General features: G+C 39.3%; 21 protein-coding genes and 1 pseudogene. 19 read left to right on the forward strand and 3 right to left on the reverse strand.

The window, feature by feature from the left end; genetic code table 11:
* The first annotated feature begins 29 nt into the window (after positions 1–29).
* From I6E69_RS03300 to I6E69_RS03325, 6 genes are all read left to right on the forward strand, one after another.
* Positions 30–1,058, forward strand: coding sequence for an XdhC family protein (locus I6E69_RS03300; protein WP_197120636.1), 1,029 nt, complete (start codon positions 30–32; stop codon positions 1,056–1,058).
* Positions 1,052–1,645, forward strand: a complete 594-nt coding sequence (locus tag I6E69_RS03305) for a nucleotidyltransferase family protein (RefSeq protein ID WP_197120637.1) — start codon at positions 1,052–1,054, stop codon at positions 1,643–1,645. The genes I6E69_RS03300 and I6E69_RS03305 overlap by 7 nt, the downstream gene beginning before the upstream one ends.
* A gap of 199 nt (positions 1,646–1,844) precedes the next feature.
* Positions 1,845–2,333, forward strand: a complete 489-nt coding sequence (locus I6E69_RS03310; RefSeq protein ID WP_007582016.1) for a (2Fe-2S)-binding protein — start codon at positions 1,845–1,847, stop codon at positions 2,331–2,333.
* 12 nt (positions 2,334–2,345) lie between these two features.
* Entirely contained in the window at positions 2,346–4,637 is a 2,292-nt protein-coding gene (locus I6E69_RS03315; RefSeq protein ID WP_197120638.1) for a xanthine dehydrogenase family protein molybdopterin-binding subunit, read from the forward strand.
* Positions 4,638–4,822: 185 nt separating this feature from the next.
* Positions 4,823–5,794, forward strand: a complete 972-nt coding sequence (moaA, locus tag I6E69_RS03320; protein ID WP_197120639.1) for a GTP 3',8-cyclase MoaA — start codon at positions 4,823–4,825, stop codon at positions 5,792–5,794.
* Positions 5,795–5,941: 147 nt separating this feature from the next.
* Positions 5,942–6,286, forward strand: a complete 345-nt coding sequence (locus I6E69_RS03325; RefSeq protein WP_231619693.1) for a hypothetical protein — start codon at positions 5,942–5,944, stop codon at positions 6,284–6,286.
* A 28-nt stretch (positions 6,287–6,314) separates the two neighbouring features.
* Here the strand turns inward: I6E69_RS03325 and I6E69_RS03330 are convergent, their stop codons facing one another.
* Positions 6,315–7,586 (reverse strand): IS4 family transposase, encoded by a 1,272-nt coding sequence (locus tag I6E69_RS03330; RefSeq protein ID WP_002963315.1) that lies wholly within the window; start codon positions 7,584–7,586, stop codon positions 6,315–6,317.
* A gap of 94 nt (positions 7,587–7,680) precedes the next feature.
* On the opposite strand from I6E69_RS03330, the pseudogene I6E69_RS03335 reads away from it, so the two are divergent.
* Positions 7,681–8,391: pseudogene (locus I6E69_RS03335) on the forward strand (GGDEF domain-containing protein); the annotation flags it as partial.
* A gap of 10 nt (positions 8,392–8,401) precedes the next feature.
* Here the strand turns inward: I6E69_RS03335 and I6E69_RS03340 are convergent.
* Positions 8,402–9,340 (reverse strand): LysR family transcriptional regulator, encoded by a 939-nt coding sequence (locus tag I6E69_RS03340; protein ID WP_002958690.1) that lies wholly within the window; start codon positions 9,338–9,340, stop codon positions 8,402–8,404.
* Between the two features lie 119 nt (positions 9,341–9,459).
* Between I6E69_RS03340 and I6E69_RS03345 the strand changes: the two genes are divergently transcribed.
* The 5 genes from I6E69_RS03345 (at position 9,460) to I6E69_RS03365 (ending at position 18,830) form a co-directional block, all read left to right on the forward strand.
* Positions 9,460–10,629, forward strand: coding sequence for an efflux RND transporter periplasmic adaptor subunit (locus I6E69_RS03345; RefSeq protein ID WP_024595653.1), 1,170 nt, complete (start codon positions 9,460–9,462; stop codon positions 10,627–10,629).
* A 9-nt stretch (positions 10,630–10,638) separates the two neighbouring features.
* Positions 10,639–13,791 carry an efflux RND transporter permease subunit gene (locus I6E69_RS03350; RefSeq protein ID WP_197120640.1) on the forward strand — a complete coding sequence of 1,051 codons (3,153 nt, stop codon included), beginning with the start codon at positions 10,639–10,641 and terminating at the stop codon, positions 13,789–13,791.
* On the forward strand, positions 13,784–15,196 hold the full coding sequence (locus I6E69_RS03355) for a TolC family protein (protein WP_197120641.1): 1,413 nt from the start codon (positions 13,784–13,786) through the stop codon (positions 15,194–15,196). Before I6E69_RS03350 ends, I6E69_RS03355 begins: the two co-directional genes overlap by 8 nt.
* Positions 15,197–15,206: 10 nt before the next feature.
* On the forward strand, positions 15,207–16,235 hold the full coding sequence (locus tag I6E69_RS03360; protein WP_039488506.1) for a zinc-binding dehydrogenase: 1,029 nt from the start codon (positions 15,207–15,209) through the stop codon (positions 16,233–16,235).
* A gap of 339 nt (positions 16,236–16,574) precedes the next feature.
* On the forward strand, positions 16,575–18,830 hold the full coding sequence (locus I6E69_RS03365; RefSeq protein ID WP_002958685.1) for an acyl-CoA dehydrogenase: 2,256 nt from the start codon (positions 16,575–16,577) through the stop codon (positions 18,828–18,830).
* A gap of 191 nt (positions 18,831–19,021) precedes the next feature.
* Here the strand turns inward: I6E69_RS03365 and I6E69_RS03370 are convergent, their stop codons facing one another.
* Positions 19,022–19,990, reverse strand: a complete 969-nt coding sequence (locus I6E69_RS03370) for an integron integrase (RefSeq protein WP_182737534.1) — start codon at positions 19,988–19,990, stop codon at positions 19,022–19,024.
* A 242-nt stretch (positions 19,991–20,232) separates the two neighbouring features.
* Between I6E69_RS03370 and I6E69_RS03375 the strand changes: the two genes are divergently transcribed.
* The 7 genes from I6E69_RS03375 (at position 20,233) to I6E69_RS03405 (ending at position 23,942) form a co-directional block, all read left to right on the forward strand.
* Positions 20,233–20,553, forward strand: coding sequence for a hypothetical protein (locus tag I6E69_RS03375; RefSeq protein WP_197120642.1), 321 nt, complete (start codon positions 20,233–20,235; stop codon positions 20,551–20,553).
* Between the two features lie 160 nt (positions 20,554–20,713).
* Positions 20,714–21,130: a hypothetical protein gene (locus I6E69_RS03380; protein WP_197120643.1), complete on the forward strand. Its 417-nt coding sequence runs from the start codon at positions 20,714–20,716 to the stop codon at positions 21,128–21,130.
* Positions 21,131–21,232: 102 nt separating this feature from the next.
* On the forward strand, positions 21,233–21,820 hold the full coding sequence (locus I6E69_RS03385; protein ID WP_197120644.1) for a hypothetical protein: 588 nt from the start codon (positions 21,233–21,235) through the stop codon (positions 21,818–21,820).
* 117 nt (positions 21,821–21,937) lie between these two features.
* Complete coding sequence (locus I6E69_RS03390) at positions 21,938–22,684, forward strand: hypothetical protein (protein WP_197120645.1); 747 nt, start codon at positions 21,938–21,940, stop codon at positions 22,682–22,684.
* Positions 22,685–22,801: 117 nt separating this feature from the next.
* Positions 22,802–23,092, forward strand: a complete 291-nt coding sequence (locus tag I6E69_RS03395; protein WP_197120646.1) for a hypothetical protein — start codon at positions 22,802–22,804, stop codon at positions 23,090–23,092.
* Positions 23,093–23,212: 120 nt separating this feature from the next.
* Positions 23,213–23,509, forward strand: a complete 297-nt coding sequence (locus I6E69_RS03400) for a hypothetical protein (RefSeq protein WP_002958680.1) — start codon at positions 23,213–23,215, stop codon at positions 23,507–23,509.
* Positions 23,510–23,648: 139 nt separating this feature from the next.
* The gene (locus I6E69_RS03405) at positions 23,649–23,942 is read left to right on the forward strand and encodes a hypothetical protein (RefSeq protein WP_197120647.1); all 294 of its coding nucleotides are present in this window, start codon (positions 23,649–23,651) and stop codon (positions 23,940–23,942) included.
* Positions 23,943–23,986: the final 44 nt, after the last annotated feature.

The following is a 23,986-nucleotide window of genomic DNA, read 5'->3' on the forward strand; positions in this document are numbered from 1 at the left end:
ACGCAAAAATGCTTTTTAAAGGGCAATATATGGTTACAGATTTGAAAAGTATCTTAAACACTTGGTATCCCAACAGGGACAACCAAGAATGGGTTTTAGCTACTTTGTACAAAATTGAAGGCTCTAGCTACAGAAAGCTAGGTGCTATGATGCTTATTTCGAGCCTAGGCGAGCGCTTAGGGATGCTTTCGGGTGGCTGTTTAGAAGCTGACATACAGCGCCATGCTAAACAAGTAATGAGTACTTTAAGCAGTAAAACCATTAGTTATGATGCCACCGATGAAGACGATTTAACATTTCAACTTGGCATTGGTTGTGGAGGTATAGTACATATTTTACTGCAGCCTATTCATAAGGCTAATGACTATTTACAGTTAGAGCTTGTATCTAAAGCACTTAATGAGAATAAACCAGGGCGATATCTTCAACAAGTAAGCCCCATTTTGCCAGCCGGTAGTGGTGTATTTACGCAAAATGATGAGTTGCATGGTTTATCAATGAACCGCAAAGCGCAGTTGGTAGAATTACAAGGCGCTACGTGTTTGCAAACCTCTACTTATCCACCGCCCCATCTATTAATAGTAGGTGGTGGCGCAGATGCAGTTCCGGTTTATACATTTGCCAAACAACTTGGTTGGAGTGTAACGGTATGGGATACACGCGCGGCTAATGCAAAAAGACAATATTTTAAAAATGCAGATGCTATTTTGCGCATCACACCGAATGAGTTAAAAGAATATTGTATAACCCATAAAGTTGATGCGGCTATTCTAATGGCTCACAGCGTTGAACTTGACGCCAGTACGTTGGCTCAATTTAAAGATGTTCCGTTTAAATATATAGGATTATTGGGTCCGAAGCACAGACGTGAACAAGTTTTAGAGCACGCAAATACGCGTGTTTCACAAATTAAGTCTCCTGTTTTTGGGCCTGTCGGTTTAAATTTAGGGGGCGACTCGCCAGAGAGTATTGCACTATCGCTGATCAGCGAAATACATGCAGTGCTGTGTGATAAAGATGCCCAATCACTAAGTCATTGGGGGCAAGAGCCGTGCTAATTGCAAAAGTTGTTTTAGCCGCAGGGCAATCATCTCGCTTTAACGGCTGTAAATTAACAGCTGATATTGGCTTTGGCAAAACAATGATTGAGCATGCTGTAAATACACTTCAAGAACTTGATGACACGCCGGTGTATGTAGTTACCGGGGCATGGCATAAAGAAGTAGTACAAGCACTGGCAGGTTATAAAAACATAGAGCTCATTGAGAACAAGCAATGGAGCCAAGGCTTAGGTCATTCAATCGCGACAGCTTCTCAAACTGTGTTTAAAAATAAGTCCTTTGATGGGATTTTATTTATGCTTGCGGATCAGGTTGAGCTAAAAGTAGCGCACTTTAGTGAGCTAGTTACTGGTTTTACACGTAATCCATCGCGCTGGTGCGCAAACTATGGCGAGCGTTTAGGTGTACCCGCTATATTCCCAGCGGTTGATTTATCTCAGCTTGCAAGCTTAACTTCAGATAGAGGTGCGCAGCAATTACTGCGTTCCAACAGTGAGGTCGTCAATACAATTAGTTTAAGTAGTGCGAGTGTAGATATAGATACTCAAAAGCAGCTAAGTAATTTTATAGCTAAAAATGAGTGAAAAAGTATTAGTAGGGCAAAATAAGTTTTAGCTGCGCTAACGCTTTAGTGCAGTGGTTATGGTATTTAGCTGTTAATGTAGCTGATGCGGTAACTATATGTGTTATGGATTAGTAGTTACAACAATCTTAACTGTTATAACCTGCGTTTAAATTAAACAATTTAAACGCAGGTTATAAAGCTTAATCAAGGGGCAAGCTATGGTGACGTTTACAATTAATGGCAAGGTGGTTGAATCACACGCAAGTGAAGATACACCATTGTTATGGGTTATTCGTGATGAAATTGGATTAAAAGGTACGAAGTTTGGTTGCGGTATTGCAATGTGTGGTGCGTGTACGGTGCATTTAGATGGGCAAGCAACTCGCTCATGTGTTTTACCAATTGGCGCAATTGCAGGAAAAAACATTACCACAATTGAAGGACTTAATAACGAACACCCACTTCAAAAAGCATGGGTTGAAGAGCAAGTACCACAGTGCGGTTACTGTCAGTCGGGGCAAATAATGCAAGCTGCTACATTACTGGCAGCTAATCCAAGTCCTTCAGATGAAGAAATAGTAAGCCATATGAATGGTAACTACTGTCGCTGTATGGCTTATAAACGTATTAAAACTGCTATTCAACGCGCTGCAGATGAGTCACAAAGTGTAGTAAATATATTTGATCCAAATGCACAAGACGCTTAACTGGAGCCGATAATGAAAAAATTATTTCAAAAAAATAGCGAAACCGTTAATTTAAATCGTCGCTCGTTTATGATCGGCACTGCTAGCGCAGGCTTAGTCATGGCGTTTGCCCCAGCGTTATTTTCGGGTTCGGTCAGTGCAAAAGAATCAATTGCGCAACAGGCTTTCTCACCCACTATTTGGTGGACTATGAGCACCGACGGCGCCGTAGAAGTAAGTATTGCAAAAGCTGAAATGGGTCAACATATTGGTACTGCTCTTGCGCGCATTGTGGCTGATGAGCTTGAATGTGATTGGGATAAAGTATCAATTACCTACGTAGATACCCATGAAAAATGGGGCTTTATGGTAACGGGTGGTTCGTGGTCTGTATTTCAAAGCTTCAAGCCATTATCTCAAGCCGGCGCTGCGGGTCGAATTGCATTAATAGAAGCCGGAGCTAAAATGCTCGGCGTGCCTGCAGACAAATGTCGTGCTGAAAAGGGCTATATTATTGCAGGCGAAAAATCGGTTAGTTATGCTGACATAGTTAAAAAAGGCGAGTTTAATCGTACATTTACCAGTGATGAAGTTGCAAACCTTCCACTAAAACCTGCTAATAAACGTCATTTAACTGGGCTTAAACAAGACTTTAAAGCGCTTGATATACCAGCCAAAACAAATGGTACAGCAGTATATGGGATAGATGTAGAAGTTGAAGGCATGCTGTACGCGCGTCCAGTTATTCCACCAACTCGTTATGGCAGCACAGTAACAAACGTTGACGATAGTGCAGCAAAAGCAATTAAAGGTTACAAAGGCTATGAAATTTTAAATGACCCTAGTAACACAGTGCAAGGCTGGGTTGTTGTATTAGCTGATAGTTACCCAAGTGCCATTAAAGCAGTAGATGCTTTAAACGTGAGTTACAAAAAGGGTGAGTCGGCAAATATATCTGAAGCTGATATTCAAAAAGAAGGTAAGCGATTATGCGAGCAACGCGACTCGGGTACTTTGTTTGTTGATGAAGGCGATATAAAGAAAACCCAAGCAGACGCTAGTGAGTCGTTAGAATCAATGTATACCACAGCGACAGCGAGTCATTATCAGCTAGAGCCATTAAATGCGGTTGCAGAGTTTAAAGACGGAAATTGGATTATTCATACCGGTAACCAGTGGCAGTCACTTACGTTACCAGCGCTTGCTAAAGCACTCGATATAGAACAAAACAAAGTAATTATCCGTCCTTACTATTTAGGTGGTGGTTTTGGTCGTCGATTATTTGGTGATTGGACTGTACCTGCGGCTCTAACTGCAAAAGCAGTAGGTAAACCAGTAAAACTGGTATTTACACGAGCAGACGATAGTTTATTCGATCAGTCTCGCTCTGCATCTGCTGCAAAAATGACGGCGTCGTTTGATAAAAATGGTACCTTCACAGGAATGGAACATGCATTTGCCGCTGGTTGGCCTACTAAAGCTATGGCACCAGGGTTTTTATCACCGGGTGTTGATGGCAAAGGTAAATTTGATGCATTTTCGGCATCAGGCGCTGATCATTGGTACAGCATGAGCAGTCATCGTGCTCGCGCTATTAATAACGAAGTTGCACAAAGCACCTTTAATCCAGGTTGGTTACGTTCAGTAGGGCCAGGTTGGATTGCATGGAGTCTTGAGTCGTTTATTGATGAAATTGCCCATAAGCAAGGCAAAGATCCTGTTCAATTTAGAATTGAAATGTTAGATGGTAAAGGCAAGCAAGCGGGTAAAGCACCTGAGAGCGTTGGCGGAGCACTGCGCTTACGTAATGTGCTTAAAACGGTGTCTGACAAAGTAGCTTCTGTAAAATTAGCGAAAGACGAAGGCATTGGTTTTTCTGTAAGCTCAGGGCAAGAACGTACCATGCCAGCATGGCTTGCAACCGCAGCGCATGTTCACGTTAACCGTGATAGTGGTAAAATAACTCTTAAAAAGCTTTATGTTGTTGTAGATGCGGGCTTAATAGTTCACCCAGATGGCGCACTGGCGCAAATTGAAGGGTCGTTACTATGGGGCAGCAGCCTTGCATTGCATGAATCAAATACGTATAAAGATGGGCAAGTATCTGCGACTAACTTTAATACTTATTTACCGCTAAGAATGCAAGATGTGCCAGATATGGACATCGAGTTTTTACAAAGCGATGAGTTTCCAGTTGGTTTAGGTGAGCCTGGGGTGATCGGAGTTGCTCCTGCTATTGGTAATGCAGTGTTTAATGCTGTAGGCGTGCGTTTACGTGACCTACCAATGAAGCCAAGCGAACTTAAAAAAGGCTTAGAAGCGTAAAACAAAATAATTAAAGGGGTATGCTTTAGGCTGCCCCTTTAAGTTATTAAATGTATTTATGTAATTATTATTTATGTATCAATAGGTAGCGTTGTTTATACCAGTTTGCTTAATTAAACGATTAAGTATTAGTGCAAATTGGTATTAGGTTGTTATTACGTGTTGATATTAGTTAAGGTTTATTTATGCTAATCGACCCAACAGGGCGAGAGTTTAGTTACTTACGTTTGTCTATTACGGATGTTTGTAATTTTAAGTGTGTTTATTGTTTACCAGATGGTTATCAGGGCGGTCATGACCGTGGCTTTCTCACAATTGATGAAATTAGCAATACGCTTAAAGCGTTTGCACACCATGGTATTGAAAAAGTAAGGATCACTGGCGGAGAGCCAACCCTTAGAAAAGACTTTATAGATGTTGTTCGCGCGGCAAAAGATGTTGCGGGCATAAAAAAAATTGCAATGACTACCAATGGTTTTTCTCTTCATAAGAATATTCATGACTGGGTAGATGCAGGCTTAAACGCCATTAATGTAAGCATTGATAGCTTAGATTCGCGCATGTTTAACACCATTACTGGGCATGACAAATTTACCTCAGTAATGAAAGGTATTGATACTGCGCTTGAAACGGGTATTGATTCGGTAAAAATAAACAGCGTGCTGATGAAGCAATACAACGCAAAAGAGTTTGATACATTTTTAAATTGGGTTAAACACCGTCCCGTTACCATCCGCTTTATAGAATTGATGCAAACAAACGACAACAAAGCCTTTTTTGATGCGAACCATGTTTCTGGGCAAGTTTTAAAAACTCAGCTATTACAAACGGGTTGGCAGCAACTTGCGCGTAGTGCATCAGCAGGTCCTGCTCAAGAGTTTGCGCACCCCGATTATCAAGGCAGAATTGGTTTAATAATGCCTTACAGTAACGACTTTTGTAGTACCTGTAATCGACTAAGGGTTACAGCAAAAGGGAATCTGCACTTGTGTTTGTTTTCTGAAGAGGGTATTTCGCTAAGAGAATATATGAACGACAGTTCGCATAGTGAATTGATGGCATTGTTATCTCGCTATATTAAAACTAAGAAGCCAACTCATCTTTTGCATCAAGGTAATACGGGCATCACCACTAATTTATCTATGTTAGGTGGTTAATTTTTAGAGCTAATTTGTAAACAAAAACATCAAACGTGTCCCTAAATCACCAATAAAAGGGTGTGTTTACATGGTTTTAGAGCAACAAAGCTTGTTAAATTGTATTTTCACGTTAAACTTACTTTTTATTTTTATTAAGTGATTAGAATGGATATCGCAGCCCTTAATAGCACTAAATCATTAAGAAAGGACGTTCTAAGAGGAATGTGCCTTTGCTTTGGTGTTTTATCGGTTGGATTTGCGGGATTTAATTTAACCGTAAATAACTTTCCATTGCTTGGCTATATCGAAATCTGTTTTTCCATTTATTGTATATTTACTTATATTACACTTATACGCCGCCCATTACAGTTTTGGCAATCCGTTGTAATGTGCGCACTTATCACATTCATCGTTATTTTGGGTACATCTTTGGCGTCGCCTCGTAACGGTGTGTATGTATGGTCGTTTGCATTACCTATTTTGTACTACCTACTATTAGGTCATAGGTAGGTACTTAAGAAAAATATTAAGTACAGCCTTAAAAATTTGGCTCTACCCCATACTGAAATACTCCTGTTTTTCGATCGCGTTTGGGGTGCGCCCTAGCTGCATTTTTCCTCAGAAAGTCAAATGCTTCATTAACTGCATTTAACAATCCTTTCCTATGCTTCCTAATAATCGCTGTTAATATGCCAATCCACCAAACACCCGTTGTTTTTGCTACTGTCATTGTAGACATTTCAGTTTTGAATATCTTTTCAATACAGCCAGTTAAAAACCTTTTAAGCGTGGTTACTATTAAACTTACATAAATTAGCGCCTCTTGTAAGGTTGCGTTTGATGTTTGAAAACCGCGTAAATTATTATAAGACTTACACTCCTTAAAAAGTAATTCAACCTGCCAGCGTAACCTATATAATTTGCCTATTTCAGTCGCTGTAAATTCATCAATAGATAAATTAGTGACTAAAAATGTATATTGTTTTTCTTTTTTTGACCAATACCCAACGACTCTTGTTAGCTTGTTTTTTATGCTAACATTCATATCAATAAGATCATTTTTAGGTAATTCGGGGAGCAATTCACATAACTTTGGGGAATGACTTCCTGTTAATTCCTGTCCATTTTGCTTAAAAGCATTATGTACTCTGACTGCTTTTAACCCCTTCGCTCTTAATACGTAAAATCCTCCTGCTTTGTCTAATTCATGAATATAACTACCTGAATAATACCCTCTATCAGCAAGTAACAACTGTCCTTTCAACTCTTTAAATGTTGGAAGTTCTTCACGTTCAGAGTAACTGTCTGGTGTTATACCTGCTTTTTCAAAGCAACCTTGCGTTAAATTTAAAGTAGCATGCAATTCAATCGCTGCTGGACACGTATTTGAAAATCGCCCAGGAAAAACATCTTTTAAAGAACGATGAAGCATAATAGAGCTACCGTCCTGAATTAAAATATTCTCAAACTTGAACAAATCTTTTTTCGTGTACTTAAGAGCATCATTTATCCAACAATTAAAAACTCTATTTGTTACCTCTCGCATTAGTTCAGCTAGTTCAGGTTTAACTAACTGGTTATGAAAAGGCTTATACTTAATAGACTGCCCTGTTAGCTGATTATAAACTCTTAATATTTCGGATAAATAGATCGTTTTTTTATCCCCAAGCGCAGCAACAAGACTAACAACCATATGAAATGCGGTAATATTTCTTTCTCTTTTAGTAAATGCTACTTGTTTACCAAGTCGGTTCAGTTTTTTTTCACTTAGGATACTTTTTAACTTATTAATAAAAATGTTAGCATTCATTTGAAGCTCTTTTCTTGATTCTGTGGTTTGTGTGGTAACAACCATTTGATCATGAATTGAGCTTCAACTCAATTTCTTAAGATCTTACCTATGACTATTAGGTAAGCAATATGGTGTAATTTTCTCTGCAAATTTATTAGTGATCCAAGTGTTTATTTTAGGTAGTCAGTCTACACTTGCCCCCTTTGAGACTTTTAACTTATCTCTTAATCTACTCTGTGCTTATTTAAGTATTTGGGCAATTTCTCACGTTTTTGAAGGGAGTCGTTCACACTTTTCAAGGCGACTTAAAAATTTAGCGTTACTTGACCCACTAACGGGGGCAGGCAATCGCCTTTCAATGAACCACTACTTTGAAGTAGAACTACAAGATAAGTCACAGTTATATTTATTCTTACTTGATTTAGATTTTTTTAAACAAGTAAATGATGAGTATGGCCATGGTGTGGGTGACCAAGTGCTTATTGAAGTAGCAACTTTACTAAGAGTTATACTCGCTAGAGGGTATGTATTTAGAGTCGGCGGTGAGGAGTTTGCTTTATTTAGCTCTTTTGAAAATGATGAGGCCGCGCTGAAAACCGCCGAACAAATAAGGGCACGTTTTGAAAGTACCACATTTGACATTGACGGCCTTGCAATCAATGTTACAACCAGTATTGGTGTCGCAAAATTTAAAAGTACCAATACATTGGAAAGCTTTGTAAACCAAGCTGATAAACAGTTATACAAAGCAAAGCAATTTGGTCGCAATAAAGTGTATTGTAAGTTTAAAAAAGAAAATGATTACCAGGCAGTCGTTGCGTAAGTCGTGCTACTTAGTACATTTGTTCAAAGTTAGGGATCCCGTTTTCCCAAATCGGTTTATCTTTTCCTAAATGCTCGCGTACAGCATCAAAAAATAATCGGGTTCTTACTGGTAAATCTCGATGCGGATATACGGCATACATCGCGCTAAACTCCATCAGTTTTACATCGGTCAATAAAGGCACTAACTTACCTTGTATTATTTCATCACCAATAATAAATGCAGGGGCGACAAAGTAAGTTGTGCCCGACAATGTTTTCATTAACAATGACTCGGCATCATTAGCACGAAACACACTTTTTATTTTTTGCTCGCAGCGCTCACCTTTACTATCGTAATAATCAATTGCTTCTACTCGAATAGAATTACTGGCATAGCTTGCTGCTGGTAATTTCGCTAACTCTTCCATTGTTTTTGGCATACCATAAGTTTCAATAAACTGTGGCGCAGCTAAAATTAATAATCGATTACGCGCTATTTTACGTGCAATAAGTGACGAGTCTTTAGGCTCTCCTACACGAAAAGCCAAATCAAATCCTTCAGAGACTATATCTACTAATCTATCGTCTAAACGCAGTTCAACTTCTACTTGCGGAAAGCGTTTTTGAAAATCATTAAGTACAGGTTGTAAATAACGACGACCAATAAGTGTTGATGAAGTGATTTTTAAAACGCCGCGCGGCTCTAAATGGTAGTTTTCAGCCATGCGCACGGTTTCGCCGAGCAGCTCTCTAAGCTCTGCGGCTTTTTTGATCATTTCGGCGCCTGCCGCAGTGAGCGAAAATGAACGGGTAGTACGGTTAAGTAACCTAACGCCTAACTCATCCTCTAAACGGCTAATTTGTTTAGATATAACAGAGCGATCTATGTTGCGTATTTCTGCAGCTTTAGCAAAAGAGCCTTGCTCAACTACTTCAAGTAACATTAAAAGTCGACTTGTTGTATCCATTATTACACCTTAACTAATCTATTGATGCCATTTTGGCATTAATGAATTTAAAAATCTATGGTTTTTACACACGGGTTTAATCCGTATTATGCGAGGCTAATCAACAATGGAGCGTCTTCATGAACAAACATCTAATTGCTGCTGCACTTACTGCGGCATCTTTAACACTTGCGGGTTGTGCTGATGAGAGCACAGCTCAATCAGCACCTGCACAGCAACTTCAACCAATTGATGTAGCACAGGTGCTTGTTAAGCCGGTACAGAGCTGGCACACATATACAACTCGTTTAGAGTCTCCACAAGAAGTTGCTTTAATGCCGCGTGTATCAGGAATCATCGATAGCATTGAATTTAAAGAAGGCGACGTGGTTAAAGAAGGCGATGTTTTATTTCAATTAGATGCTCGCCCATTTGCAGCGGTTGTTGCAAGCTTGAAAGCGCAAATTAAAAGTGCAGAAGCCGCTCTTGAACAAGCTAAAAGTGAAGACAAACGTGCGGTACGCTTATTAGACCGTAAGGCAATCTCTACAGAGCAAGCACAAGCGCGTACTTCAACACTGCGCCAACGCGAAGCACAGCTTTCTGCACTGCAAGCACAACTTACCTCAGCAGAACTTGATTTAGAGTTTACGTCAGTAGTATCACCAATTGATGGCATTATTTCTCGTGCAAATATTACTAAAGGTAATAACGTACTTGCGGGTCAAAGCGTATTAACATCGATTGTTTCGAACCAAGCTATGTACGCTTATTTTGATGTTGATGAGCGCACATGGAATAGCTCTTTTAATGATGTTACTGCTGCGAGCCATCAAACTGTTGTAATGCAAAAAGTCGGTCAAAGTGATTTTGCATACAAAGGCTACATTAACTTTATTGATAACCAAATTAATTCATCAACGGGCACATTACGTGTACGTGCGGTATTTAATGAAGACAACAACCAATTACGCGCAGGCTCGTTTGCACGTATCAAGCTTGCAGCCAATTCTATTAGCGACGCTATTATTATCCCAGAACGTGCAATTGGTACTGACTTAAAAAATCGTTTTGTATTAACCGTTGGCGAAAACAACGTACTTGAATACAAACTAATTACTATTGGTGAACGTTACGGTGCATTACGTGCGGTTACTTCAGGCCTTAACGAAGGTGATGTAATTGCTGTAAATGGTCCTGCTCGCGTAGGTCCTGGTATGCCAATCTCTCCGCAAACAGTAACAATTGATACAAGCGGTGTGGCATTTACATTGTCAAACGACAACGCACAACTTGTGGCTAAGCAATAAGGTTTATTGATGAAATTTTCGCATTTCTTTATACAGCGCCCAATATTTGCGGCTATGCTTTCGTTGGTTATTTTAATTGCTGGTGGCATATCACTATTCCAATTACCAGTAAGTGAATACCCAGAAGTAGTTCCTCCAACAGTTGTTGTTACCGCCAACTACCCAGGTGCTAACCCTACCGTTATTGCGCAAACAGTGGCAACACCGCTGGAGCAAGAAATTAACGGTACTGAAAACATGTTGTATATGTTTTCGCAAGGTACTAGTGATGGCCGTATGACTCTAACGGTAACATTTGCGTTAGGTACCGATTTAGACCGTGCTCAAGTACAAGTACAAAACCGTGTAAACAGTGCACTTCCGCGTTTGCCAGAAGAAGTACAACGTTTAGGTGTTGTGGCTGAAAAGTCATCACCCGATTTAACCATGGTAGTGCATTTATACTCACCTGAAAAAACGCACGACACAGCTTACTTATCTAACTATGCTGATTTAAACATTAAAGATGAAATTGCGCGCTTACCAGGCGTAGGTGATATTCGCATGTTTGGTGCTGGCAAATACTCAATGCGAGTATGGCTAAACCCAGATGCACTTGCTGCACGCGAATTAACAGCAACAGATGTAGTGACAGCACTTCGCTCGCAAAACCAGCAAGTTGCTGCAGGTAGCTTAGGTGCGCAACCAATTTCAAACGACAGTCAATTTCAAATACTGTTAAACGTTAAAGGTCGTTTAAACAGTATTGAAGAATTTGAACAAGTTATTATTAAAGTAGGCGACGAAGGTCAGTTAACGCGCTTATCTGATATAGCCCGTGTTGATTTAGGTCAAGACACTTACGCACTGCGTGCAGAGCTTGACAACCAACCAGCTCTTGCAATGCCAATATTTCAACGCCCAGGTTCAAACGCTATTGAGCTTTCTGATCAAGTACGCGAAACAATGGCGCGCTTATCAAAAGATTTCCCTACTGGTGTTGAATACGACATTGTGTACGACCCTACGGTATTCGTTCGCGGCTCAATTGACGCGGTAATTGCCACGTTGCTTGAAGCAATTGTACTGGTAGTTATTGTTGTTATTGTATTTTTACAAACGTGGCGAGCATCTATTATTCCGCTAATTGCTGTGCCTATTTCACTTATTGGTACATTTGCCGTAATGCAGTGGTTAGGTGTATCAATTAATACCTTGTCGTTGTTTGGCTTAGTATTGGCCATAGGTATAGTTGTAGATGATGCGATTGTAGTTGTTGAAAACGTAGAGCGTAATATTGAAAAAGGCTTATCGCCACTTGAAGCAACCCGCGTTGCAATGAGCGAAGTAACAGGCCCTATTATTGCCATTGCGCTAGTACTAAGTGCCGTATTTATTCCTACTGCGTTTATTACCGGTTTATCAGGTCAATTTTATAAGCAATTTGCACTTACAATTACAATTTCGACGATTATCTCAGCGTTTAACTCATTAACGTTATCGCCTGCGCTTGCTGCATTGTTATTAAAATCGCACGATGCAAAACCAGATGCGTTCACGCGTTTACTTAATAAATTGTTTGGACGTTGGTTGTTTAAACCGTTTAACCGCGTATTTAATCGTGGTGCTAAAGGTTACGAAAAACTGGTACAAAAACTAATCCGTATGACCGTTGTTGTAATGGTGGCTTATATTGCACTTGTTGGCGGCACAATTAAGTTATTTGATACCGTACCAGGTGGCTTTATTCCACAGCAAGATAAACAGTATTTAGTGGCTATTGCGCAGTTACCTGACGCATCAAGCCTTGATCGTACTGAAGACGTACTTGCTCAAATGCAGCAAATTGCATTAGAAGTCCCAGGCGTTGCACATACTGTTGCTTTTCCTGGCTTATCAGTGAACGGTTTTACAAACAGCCCTAACAGCGGCATTGTATTTACACCACTTGAGAGCTTTGACAAACGTACCGATCCGAGCCAATCAGCGATGGCGATAGCAGCGCAGTTGAATAAACGTTTTGCTGCCATTGATGAGGCATTTGTAGCGGTATTTCCACCGCCGCCAATTCAAGGTTTGGGCACTACAGGTGGTTTTAAACTGCAAATAGAAGACAGAGCTAATAAAGGGTTTGAAGCACTATTTAATAGCCTGCAAGCCGTTATTGGTAAAGCGCAACAAGACCCTGCATTAATGGGTCTGTACTCAAGTTTCCGTATCCAAGTTCCACAAATGGATATTGATATTGACCGCGAACAAGCGCTTATTCAAGGTATTCCACTTGATGAAGTATTTAATGCACTGCAAATTTACTTAGGCTCTGTGTACGTAAATGACTTTAATATGTTTGGTCGTACGTACCAAGTAAATGCACAGGCTGATGCTGACTACCGCTTAGACCCTGATCAAATACTTAATTTAAAAGTACGTAATCGCTCAGGTAATATGGTGCCATTAGGCTCTGTATTAACAGTAACACCAACAATTGGTCCTGACCGTGTTATGCATTACAACGGATACCCAAGTGCAGAACTAAATGGTAGCCCAGCGCCAGGTTATAGCTCTGATCAAGCACAAGTTGCTATTGAAAACGTACTCGCAGACACACTACCAACAGGTATTGAATATGAGTGGACTGAAGTAACGTACCAACAAGTACTTGCCGGTAACACCATGGTTTATGTATTCCCGTTAGTTGTATTACTTGTATTTATGGTACTTGCAGCGCAGTACGAGAGCTTACGTTTACCACTGGCAATTATATTAATTGTTCCTATGACTATCTTCTCAGCCTTGTTAGGTGTGTGGTTTGTTGGCTCTGACAACAACATATTCACCCAAATAGCGCTCATAGTTCTGGTCGCGTTGGCCTCTAAAAATGCGATATTGATGGTTGAGTTTGCAAAAGATAGACACGACTCAGGCTTATCGCACTTAGAGGCAATACTTGAGGCATGTCGTATGCGATTGCGTCCAATATTAATGACGTCGATTGCATTTACAGCAGGTGTTGTACCGTTAGTACTTGCCACCGGTGCGGGCGCCGAAATGCGACACGCAATGGGTAACGCCGTATTCTCAGGCATGATAGGTGTAACCGTGTTTGGTCTATTATTCACGCCGGTATTTTATATGTTAGTGACTAACAAAAAAGAGAAAGCGCAGGAGAATACTCATGACTAAATTAATGCAAAAAAGACTTAAAACAAGTCTGACTGCCAGTGCGGTATTAGTCGCTGCGTTTTTAGCCGGGTGTGCGAGTAAAATAGACACCATGAGCGAGCAAAAAGCCGTTAACGAATTTGTTGCCAAAGCTAATATTGCGAGTAACGTTAGCGTTGCTGATGAAACAAACTGGTGGAAAAAGCTTAATTCTGATCAACTAAATGAGCTTGTTACTGGTGCGCTTGCAAATAACTATAATTTGCAAACAAGCCAGCTAACACTTAAAAGCGTATTAGCGCGATTAGGAGAGCAAAAAGCCCAGTACCTTCCGCAAGGTGGCGTAAATGTTGGCGCAGCTCGAAGCGATGCACCAAGCGTTTATGACCGTCAATCAAGTGCAAACGTTGCACTTGATTGGCAGCTAGATTTATTTGGTCGCATAACAGCGTTGGTTGATGCTGCAAATGCATCAGCTATGAGCCAAGCAGAGCAAGTACGCTTATTACAAATTGAAGTTGTTTCGTCAGTCGTTAAAGGCTTTGTAAGTTATCAAGGTAATGTTGAAAAACAACACATTGTAGCACTTCAAATTGAAGCGCTTGAGCAAAGTATTGACGTTCTTCAAGCCCGAGTTGACGAAGGCGTCGCAAACGAGCTTGATTTAAACCGTACGATGGCGCAGCTTAGGCAGCAACAAGCACTAATGCCTGCCATTGAGTATGCAAAATACAGCGATCTATCTGCTCTTGCAGTACTAAGCGGTAAGCTAGCGCAAAATATTGCTATTGAAAACGAGCAAAGCGTGCTTGAACGTGACTTTAGCGTTGCACTAAAAAACGCTAATAATGCCATTGCCTTACGTCCTGATATTAGCCGTGCACTGTTTGACTTTAGCCAAGCAAATAGTTTAAGTGTTGCAGCTAGCAAAGCGTTATTACCAGATATTAGCTTATCTGCATTTGCAGGGGTTGTGAGTATAGACAGCACAGGCTTAAAAAATACCGATCAGCAGTGGCAAGTAGCACCGCAGTTACAATGGTCGTTATTAAGCTACCCAGCATTATTAGCACAGCGCGACGCGCAGCAGTTTTTAAGTGAAGCCGCTTACAGCGATTATCAACAAGTGGTATTAACTGCACTAAGTGAAAGTGAACTTTCACTGCAATTGTTGGTCAATCAAGCACAGCAAAAACGCTTTGCCGATGAACGCTATGACTTTGCTAATAAAGCATTTTTACAAGCACAAGCAATGTATGAAGAAGGCCAAATTCCTTACCTTGAGTTGTTAGATGCGCGTCAGGATGTTTTAATAGCACAAGAAAATGCTGTTGAAACAACAATTTCTTCACTGCTTGCCAAAGTAAATGCTTACCAGTCATTTAATGGCCAATGGAGTTATGCGTTAAACGACACTAATAAGTAGAGTTATATTGATGCCAAATACTGAAAATTTACATGAATACATTATCCCGCATACAATGCGCGCTATTGTACTGCCAGAACCAAATGAAGCAATTAACTTAGCGGATGCTGAGCTGCCTGTTCCAGACTGTGCAGATAACGAGCTGCTTGTAAAAGTAGAGTACGTTGGTTTAAATCCAGTTGATGGTCAATTTGCTAAAACAGGCTTTTGTAAATGGCAGTATCCACACATTTTAGGCTTAGATGCTGTAGGTGTTGTGGTTAAAGCTAATAAAGGTGTGTTTCCAAATGTTGGCGAGCGGGTTATGTGGCATGCCAACATTGGTGAGCAAGGTGCTTTGAGCGAATACACCAAAGTACCTAACTTTGCAGTGTCGGTTGTGCCAAGCGGTTTAAATCCGGCCATTGCAGCTACACTTCCATGCTCCGGTATGGCAGCACTTATCAGCTTAGATAAAATAGGTATTAGTGAAGGCGATACTATTTTTATTGAAGGCGGAGCCGGAGCGGTAGGGCAGTTTGCTATTCAATATGCAAAACAGCGTGGTGCAGATGTATTTACCACGGCATCAAAGCGTAACCATAAATTGGTTAAGCAGCTAGGCGCTGATGTGGTTTTTGACTATAGCGATAAAAAGCTATGCGAAAAAATCCGCAGAGAACTTGGCCCGCAAGGCTTTGATGCGGTTATTGATACGATAGGTGGTGAGTGTACTCAGCGTAATATTGAGTTAATGCGTTTTTGCGGACGTATTGCCTGCTTAAATCCGCTACCTTGTTTTGATCAAGACTTAATGTATCACCGAGCGCCGAATATTAGCGTTGTATCGATTGGTGGTGCATGGCTTGCTAATAGTTTATGTGCACAACAACGCTTGAGCTTTATGGGCAACCTGTTACTTGAAGGAGCTGTTAGTGGCGACATTAAACACCCAGAAATAACGCCCGTAGATTTTAGTGCTGAGTCAGTATCGCAAGCGCTTAATAAACAACTTGCTGGTGGTTTTACCGGCAAGCAAATTGTTAAAGTTGCTAAGTGAAGCGCTTATACAATTTGATTTAAATTTAAGTAGTTTTAGCTAGATTAACTGATAATGTAGCCTCTACAAATTGAATAAAAACGTAGCCTATTTGTGCTGCGTTTTTTTATGCCCATCAGAAAATAGATACAGCGCTAGGACTTTTGCTGTTTTATTCATCATTTTAGTCAAAATACTTTTTTTCAGCGTACAACTGTAAGCCTTTGTGTTTCAACAGTTTACGTTCAGGTAAAGAAAATAAATTGAAAAAACTGTTAATTAATTGAATAGAGTAATTGATCTAAACGATTTTTTATGACGTAATGTAGTTATTATTTAGCTGGTCGGATGAGTTCAATCATGAGTTTACGTACAAAACTAAAAAAAGTATTACCAAGTATTTCTATCACAGAACAAGAAGCGCTAGACGCGGGTGATGTATGGCTTGAAGGTTCTATCTACCAAGGTAAACCTGATTTCAGTGCACTTCGCGACGTACCTGCTGCTACATTAAGCGCAGACGAGCAAGCATTCTTAGACGGTCCAGTAAAAGAACTACTGGGCATGATTGACGATTCAGTGATTCAAAACGGCATTCATTTACCAAATGACATCTTAGAATTTTTGAAAAAAGAGCGTTTTTTCTCGCTTATCATTCCTAAGTCGTTTGGTGGTTTAGAGTTTAGCCCTTATGCAAACTCTACCATTGTTGGCACAATTGCGACTAAAAGCTCAGCAGTTGCGGTAACCGTAATGGTTCCTAACTCGTTAGGCCCAGGTGAGTTATTACTTCACTTTGGTACGCAAGAACAACAAGCACATTACTTACCACGCCTAGCAAATGGTACAGACATTCCATGTTTTGCATTAACAAGCCCAGAAGCGGGTTCTGATGCAGGTGGTATTCCTGATGTTGGTAAAGTAACTAAAGGTATGTACAACGGCGAAGAAGTCCTTGGTTTAGAAATTACCTGGGACAAGCGCTACATTACGCTTGCACCTATTGCTACCGTACTTGGTTTAGCATTTAAAGTAGTTGACCCTGATGGTCTGCTAGGTGGTAAAGAAAACCTAGGCATTACCTGTGCACTTATTCCAAAAGAGCACCCAGGTGTTGAGCTTGGTAATCGCCACGACCCAATGGGTATTCGTTTTTACAACGGTACTACACGTGGTAACAAAGTATTTGTACCAATGGATTTTGTTATTGGTGGACAGAAAAACATCGGCCGTGGTTGGCAAATGCTGGTTAGCTGTTTAGGTGCTGGCCGTGGTATTTCATTACCTGCGCTAGGTGTTAGTACAGCACAAGTTGCATTTAAATCAGCATCTGAATACGCAGCAGTGCGTGAACAGTTTGGTTTAGCCATTGGCCAGTTTGAAGGTATTCAAGAAAAACTAGCTGACATTGCAGGTAAAACATACCTACAAGAAGCAATGCGCGTACTTACAACTGAAGGCTTAGGCATGGGCTTAAAACCATCAGTTGTTACAGCAATCGCTAAATACCATATGACAGAGCTTGGTCGCGACGTGCTTGATTCAGCAATGGATATTCAAGCGGGTAAAGCGATTCAAAACGGTCCACAAAATACATTAGCAAGTGGTTATGTTGCTCAGCCGATTGCCATTACGGTAGAAGGCGCGAATATTCTTACACGTAACCTAATGATCTTTGGTCAAGGTGTTATGCGTTGTCATCCATATTTACAATCTATGGTTGAGTCAATTCACAGTGAAGACAAAGGCGCAGATAAAGAATTTAACGGCATTTTGCGTAAAACAATCGGCTACAGCACAGCAAACAGCTTACGTGCTTTGCGCTTAGGTGTTTTACCATTTACAGCAAGTGCTAATTCTGAATTACCAGAAGTACGCGACTACGAAAAAGCAGTACATAAATTATCTGCAAAACTTGCAGTGTACGCAGACTTTTCGTTACTTGTACTTGGCGGTAAGTTAAAACAAGCAGAAATGCTATCGGCACGTTTAGGCGATGTAATGAGCTTCTTATATGCAGCTATGGCATCAATTAAATACTACGAGCAAAAAGTATCAAGTAGTGACCGTGAGCAAGCAGCGCCGTATTTCCATTACGCGACTCGTTTTGCACTACAAAGTGCTGAAGAAGCATTGCATAAGTTTTTAGATAACTTCCCTGCAAGTGGTACACGTAAGTTTATTCGTTTCATTACAATGAACTACTCAACTAAAATGCCAAAAATTAGCGACGATTTAATCCGCGAACTAGCTAAGCAAGCTCAGCTAGATACCGCATTTAAAGCGCAAATCACGCATTTAGTTAAACCAGTAGTGGGCGATGGCCATCATATTAATGAGCAAGCTTACAAAGCTAAAATGGCATCACTTGGCGAGCTGGCTAAAGTTAAAAAAGCATTACGTGCTAAAGTAATTAAGCCAGGTGCACGTTTTAACATTACACTTGATAACGCATTAGCGGCAAATGTAATCACGCAAGCTGAGCACGTTCAGTTAATTGATTACAACATCAAACGTGAAAAAGCGATTCGTGTAGATGAGTTCGATTTTGATATGAACATACTAGACGATAACGCACAGCCAATTAACCCGCTTAAAAGCGTAGTTAATCAGTAAGTTAAAGTAATTAAATTCAATGATGCAAAGCGCCCGCAGTATCGGCGCTTTTATTGTTGATTAAAAAATTAGTGTGGAGCCCCGTTTGTGTAAAAACAAGCGGGGCTTTTTTATGTTTTTTAAAAGTAGAAATAGATGGCGGTATTGGTCTTAAAGCGAATATGTATGCGTAGAGGATTAAAAAGAGACGCTTATAATCTTGAAAAAGGGCTAACAACCCCGTTAGCACCTTGCTGTAGTACATGGGTATAAATTTGTGTAGTTTTAACATCAGAATGGCCAAGCTGAGCTTGAACAGTTCTTATATCGGCGCCACTTTGCAGTAGATGAGTAGCAAAAGAGTGTCTCAATGTATGAGGTGTTATTATTTTTGTTAACCCTGATTTTTGGACGGCTTTTTTAATCTCTTTTCTAATACAAGAGTGATGAAAATGATGTCGCCTTATTTCACCACTTTGAGGATCTGAACTTAATATATGAGAAGGAAATAAATATTGCCACGCAAGCGATTTTGCGGCACTTGGATATTTTTTTGTTAAAGCATATGGCATCCATACGCCAGAATATTCCGTATTATTTAAATCCAGTTTTAAATAGTCATCAACGTTCAAAATTTGATTTCTCAGCATAGGAATTAGCTCTGTGGCCAGCGTAACAATGCGGTGTTTATTACCTTTTCCATTCCATACTTGAATGCATTTATAATCAAAATCAATATCTTTTACTCTTAATTGCACCGCTTCCATTACTCTTAAGCCACTTCCATACATAAGGGCTGCAATTAAATAATAGCGCTTATTTAAATGAGCCATCAACATTTTAACTTCCTCTGGGGTCATCACTACAGGGAGCTTTGCTTGTTTTTTACTACGGGCAAAATTTAAATTTAATGAGAGTTCTTTTTTTATTATGTGCTTGTATAAAAATGACAATGAATTGAGTGCGGTGGCTTGCGTACGTGGTGCAACGTTTTGCTTTAACACTAAATGTTCTAAGTAGCGTTCGACTTCATTGTCCCCCATTGAGGCGGGATGGCGTTTATTATGAAAATGGATATAAGATGCAATCCATCTTAGGTAGGTATCTACGGTGCGTAATGAATACTGACGTACCAACATATAATCGGCTATATAATTTAAAAATGGGGAACGTGTTTTCATACTATTACCAATAATGGCGCTGTTTTTATATACAGTATAGTTGTGATGCACACATATTCAAGAAAATGAGCGGCGAGCGCATTTTCTCTTTTATTGAGAGTTTGAATGCTAATAAAAATTATATATAGCAATGTGTTAAGTTATTTGGTAAAAATGATTTATAAAATACATGAGCGTATCGTTGGCAGAAATATGCGCGATGAGCGCACTATTAAATTGTTAGCAGTCAGTGAGAATTTAATATGTCATCTGTACCAGAGAAAGATTGGAAATTGTTTCGGAAGCTACAAGTGGAATTAACTGCAAAAGCTTGTGATTTAGTATTTAAGAAAGTTGAAAATATAACCAATGATCGAGTTGGCAAAGAACATCAATCGTATCTGGCCTTGTATCGTTTGATTGACGATGAAGATGCCAAAATAGCTGAAATGTTTAATAACCCAACTCGTAACAATGTATTGTTGAAAATTGTTTCTTTAAAAAAATATGGTGTTTTAAGTGATGAGCAACTTCAACTTTTTAGTGAAGAAACGCAAGAATTTGTGAGTCGTATGCTCGGCTGAGTAAACTGCTAACAAGGCATTTAAACGGAACTAAAACAGTGGGTTACGTTCCGCTTCGCTTCACAGTATAACCCATAATTTTAGTCCGCTTAATGCGGCGTTATACGTACTTAAAGTTTGGATGTTAAATTAAACTTTTGTATTAAAAATGGAGTAAATCATGTCGATGAGTTTGTTTGTTGTTTTAGCTCTTGAGATTGAACCAAACACTAGAGAATTAAATCAAACCGCCAATGAACTTGGCTATCTAATTGAGTACTCGCCGAATATCGAGCTAAAAAAACATTCAGGTTTTATCCGTGTCACCCTTGATGGTCAAAAGGCTGGTGTTGAGCTTTATTCTTATTCTACCAATGAACTTCCCGAGCAATTTAAAACATTATTGCCAAACAATTATAAGCAAGGTGTTGTTTATCAATTTAGGTTTGGCGGCAACCCGAAGGAATCTCAAGTAGCTTTTACTTCAGCAATAATTATTAATACTAAATATAATGGTGTTGCTATCGAAGATCAGTCTGGTGCATTATTATCTGTAGAGCAGTTGGCAGAAGCGTTACCATATTTCAGCGCTATGTAGCAGGTACGTATAACAAGTCACTGCAAAGGACTAAAAACAGCTGGCTGTGCTCGTGCCTCGCTATTTTAGCCATCAATTTTTAGCCTCTGAGTGAGGCGTTATATGGCAATGGAAAGTATGCAGAAAATTTTAGTTTTATTAGCGTTTTTAATTTCTAGCTTTGTGAGAGCAGAAACCGAACCTTGTGAGTCAAACCAATACCCTGTTAAATGGAAATCCAATTTAAGCCATCCCGAATCTTACGAGCTACCTGCTATTTTCTATAACTCTAACAACTCAAAAGTTATTGTCTCTGTTTCAAAAGCAATAAGCTTTGTTGAAAGAAATATGGCAACTCACAAGCCTTATTTGAAAAATGCAAAAGCATTCATTATTAGTAGCTTGTCTGAATTACCCAAAAACAAACTTGTTGATCATTCAAGTCTTTGGATATCGACTGAAGGATTGCAAGGGCAAGAATTAAATAAAGCAATTCATGTGATGGCAGGTTACCAAGGATTATTCGAAGGCTTATTGCTGAACAATGAAGCATCGGTAAGTATTAATGAGAAATTGATTGCCTCATCCAATACATTTTATATGGTTGGTAAAGACCCAGAACCTGTCCATGGTTTAGATTATGTTCATAAACTTGTTGTTTCAAACTCTAATAACATAGTATTTTCTAAATGTTGGTTTGACAGTAAATAGCCATATAACAAGAACATTAAACGGAAAAATTACAGTTGGCTGTTTTTCGTTCCTCAAACATTTTAGCCAACTATAATTTTCCGCTTATGTAAGCGTTAGCATTCAAAAGGAGTATTGGTGTTTAGTCGAACCGAGTTAAAAGAAATCGCACTTAAAAAATTAATTTTTCCCGATTTCTCAAACACGATGACAAAGTATGTTGTTGGCTTAGGAGCAACTATAGTTTTGACTCCTGCACCCCTTAAGCAGTTATTTTATAATTGGCTTGTCGATACATTTAATTTGAATTCAGGGCAACACTTCTCATTTGCCGATATCCAATCAAACTCGGCAGATTATTGGTTGGGTTTTAGTCTCATATTCATTGCTTTAATTCATAATATTGCTTACAGGGTTTTTATTTATAAAAGTGAAAAACTTGAACGTGATGAAAAAGATAAACTAATCCAAGTTGATAAAGAGTTATATCAAAGCTTTATCGAATTATTACCTTCAGACGGAGCAACAATCCAACTCCTTGAAGAACATGATTTTGGCGCCTCTTATCATAAGAATAGCACTAAAGATCTAGATACTTTTATCTATACATGGAACAACGCTCAAAAGGAATTCCTTGATGAAGAATTGGAAAGTAAACGTAGTGACTTTCTAAAGAAAATACTCGAGTTTTCAAACACTCTAGCACTAAGGTCATATAATATCGGCGGTTCGACTTATTCTTGTATACCGGACGCATATCGCGGCGCTTGGGAATGGCCAAAACACGTCGATGAGCAAATTAACCTGTTAAACTCTTTGGCTTCAGAGTGCTTTGAAAAGCACAAGGAACTTATTCTTTTAGCTCGGCGTAAATTGAAATGCTAACAAGAACATCAAACGGAAAAATTACAGTTGGCTGTTTTTCGTTCCTCAAACATTATAGCCAACTATAATTTTCCGCTTATGTAAGCGTTATATTTTTAATCGAAATTGGAGCAACAAATGAATTCAGAAGTCAAAACCGACATATTTTTTGCGGGATTATTATTAATTCCAATATTAATTTTAGCAATTCCCTATATTAAGAATAAACTGGTTACTCTTTCTAAAACTAAATACTTTTCAATTATATCATTACCTATATCTGCTTATTTAATTTATGACATTTCAATCGAAAGTAATGTTTTCGGCTTAATTGGTTTGTGTGTAGCTTATATTGTTTTCTTTTCGACTTATGCTGCTTCAATATCGTTATTAGCTGTTGCCACAAAAAGTGAAGACTTGGCACAGTAAAAATATAACAAGTTGCTTAAACGGACAAAAAACAGTTGGCTTTTGCTCGTTCCTCGCTAATTTTAGCCAACTATTTTATTGCCGCTTAGCAAAGCGTTATATTCTTTCAGGAATTTGAATATGAAACGGGTTGAATCGCAAGAGCTCCAAACAATTGTAGCTTCAGATATTGGTTTGTCTTTAGAGCTAAATTACCGTGACAACCAAACTTCTCAATCTCATTATCTTTTTAAAGTTGTAGCCGACGAAGCAACAGAAGAACTCTTCGTTCAGGTAGAAAACAAAGGGCAGTTATTTGAACTGCCAGTTACTGAGTTAGAGCGATTTATAAAATCGGCTAAATCTGAGGTACATTCGGATAGTTGGTTAAACGAAAACGTTTTTCATAGTGAAAACGAACATAACAAACCGCTGTAGTCGGTCGCAAGCTCCCTGGGACAATAACACGTGGGCTCAGTCGCTTCGCTCCAAATTTTAGCCCACGTGTTATTGCCCCTAAGCGGGGTGTTATGTTCTTTATGTGATTTATACTGCAACATTCTAACAGGACGGAATTTTGGACAATATTTATTACTTAGTATTAGGGTTAGTAGCTTTTTTTTCGATTCTATTCTTATTGCCAACTGAAGCAAAAAATATAAAAAAGCGGTTTAAGCGAGAAGTAACAGCGTTGACAGGAAGCATTGATGCAAGAATAGTTAGAATTCAAGGTAAAGCGGTTTTAATAGAAGAATTAACTACTCCGATTTTTTTAAAGGAAGCTGCAGTAGTCGAAACCAAGTTTTACGAGATGTCAGAATATGCGAAACGTAATACTTGTAGTGGCATAGTTAATTTGGCCACCCATTAAGAAAGAAATGTTATGCTAATAAGCATACAAATTTGGGTGAAAAA

This window comes from Pseudoalteromonas sp. NZS100 (genome assembly GCF_015864815.1).
Taxonomy (GTDB): domain Bacteria; phylum Pseudomonadota; class Gammaproteobacteria; order Enterobacterales; family Alteromonadaceae; genus Pseudoalteromonas; species Pseudoalteromonas distincta.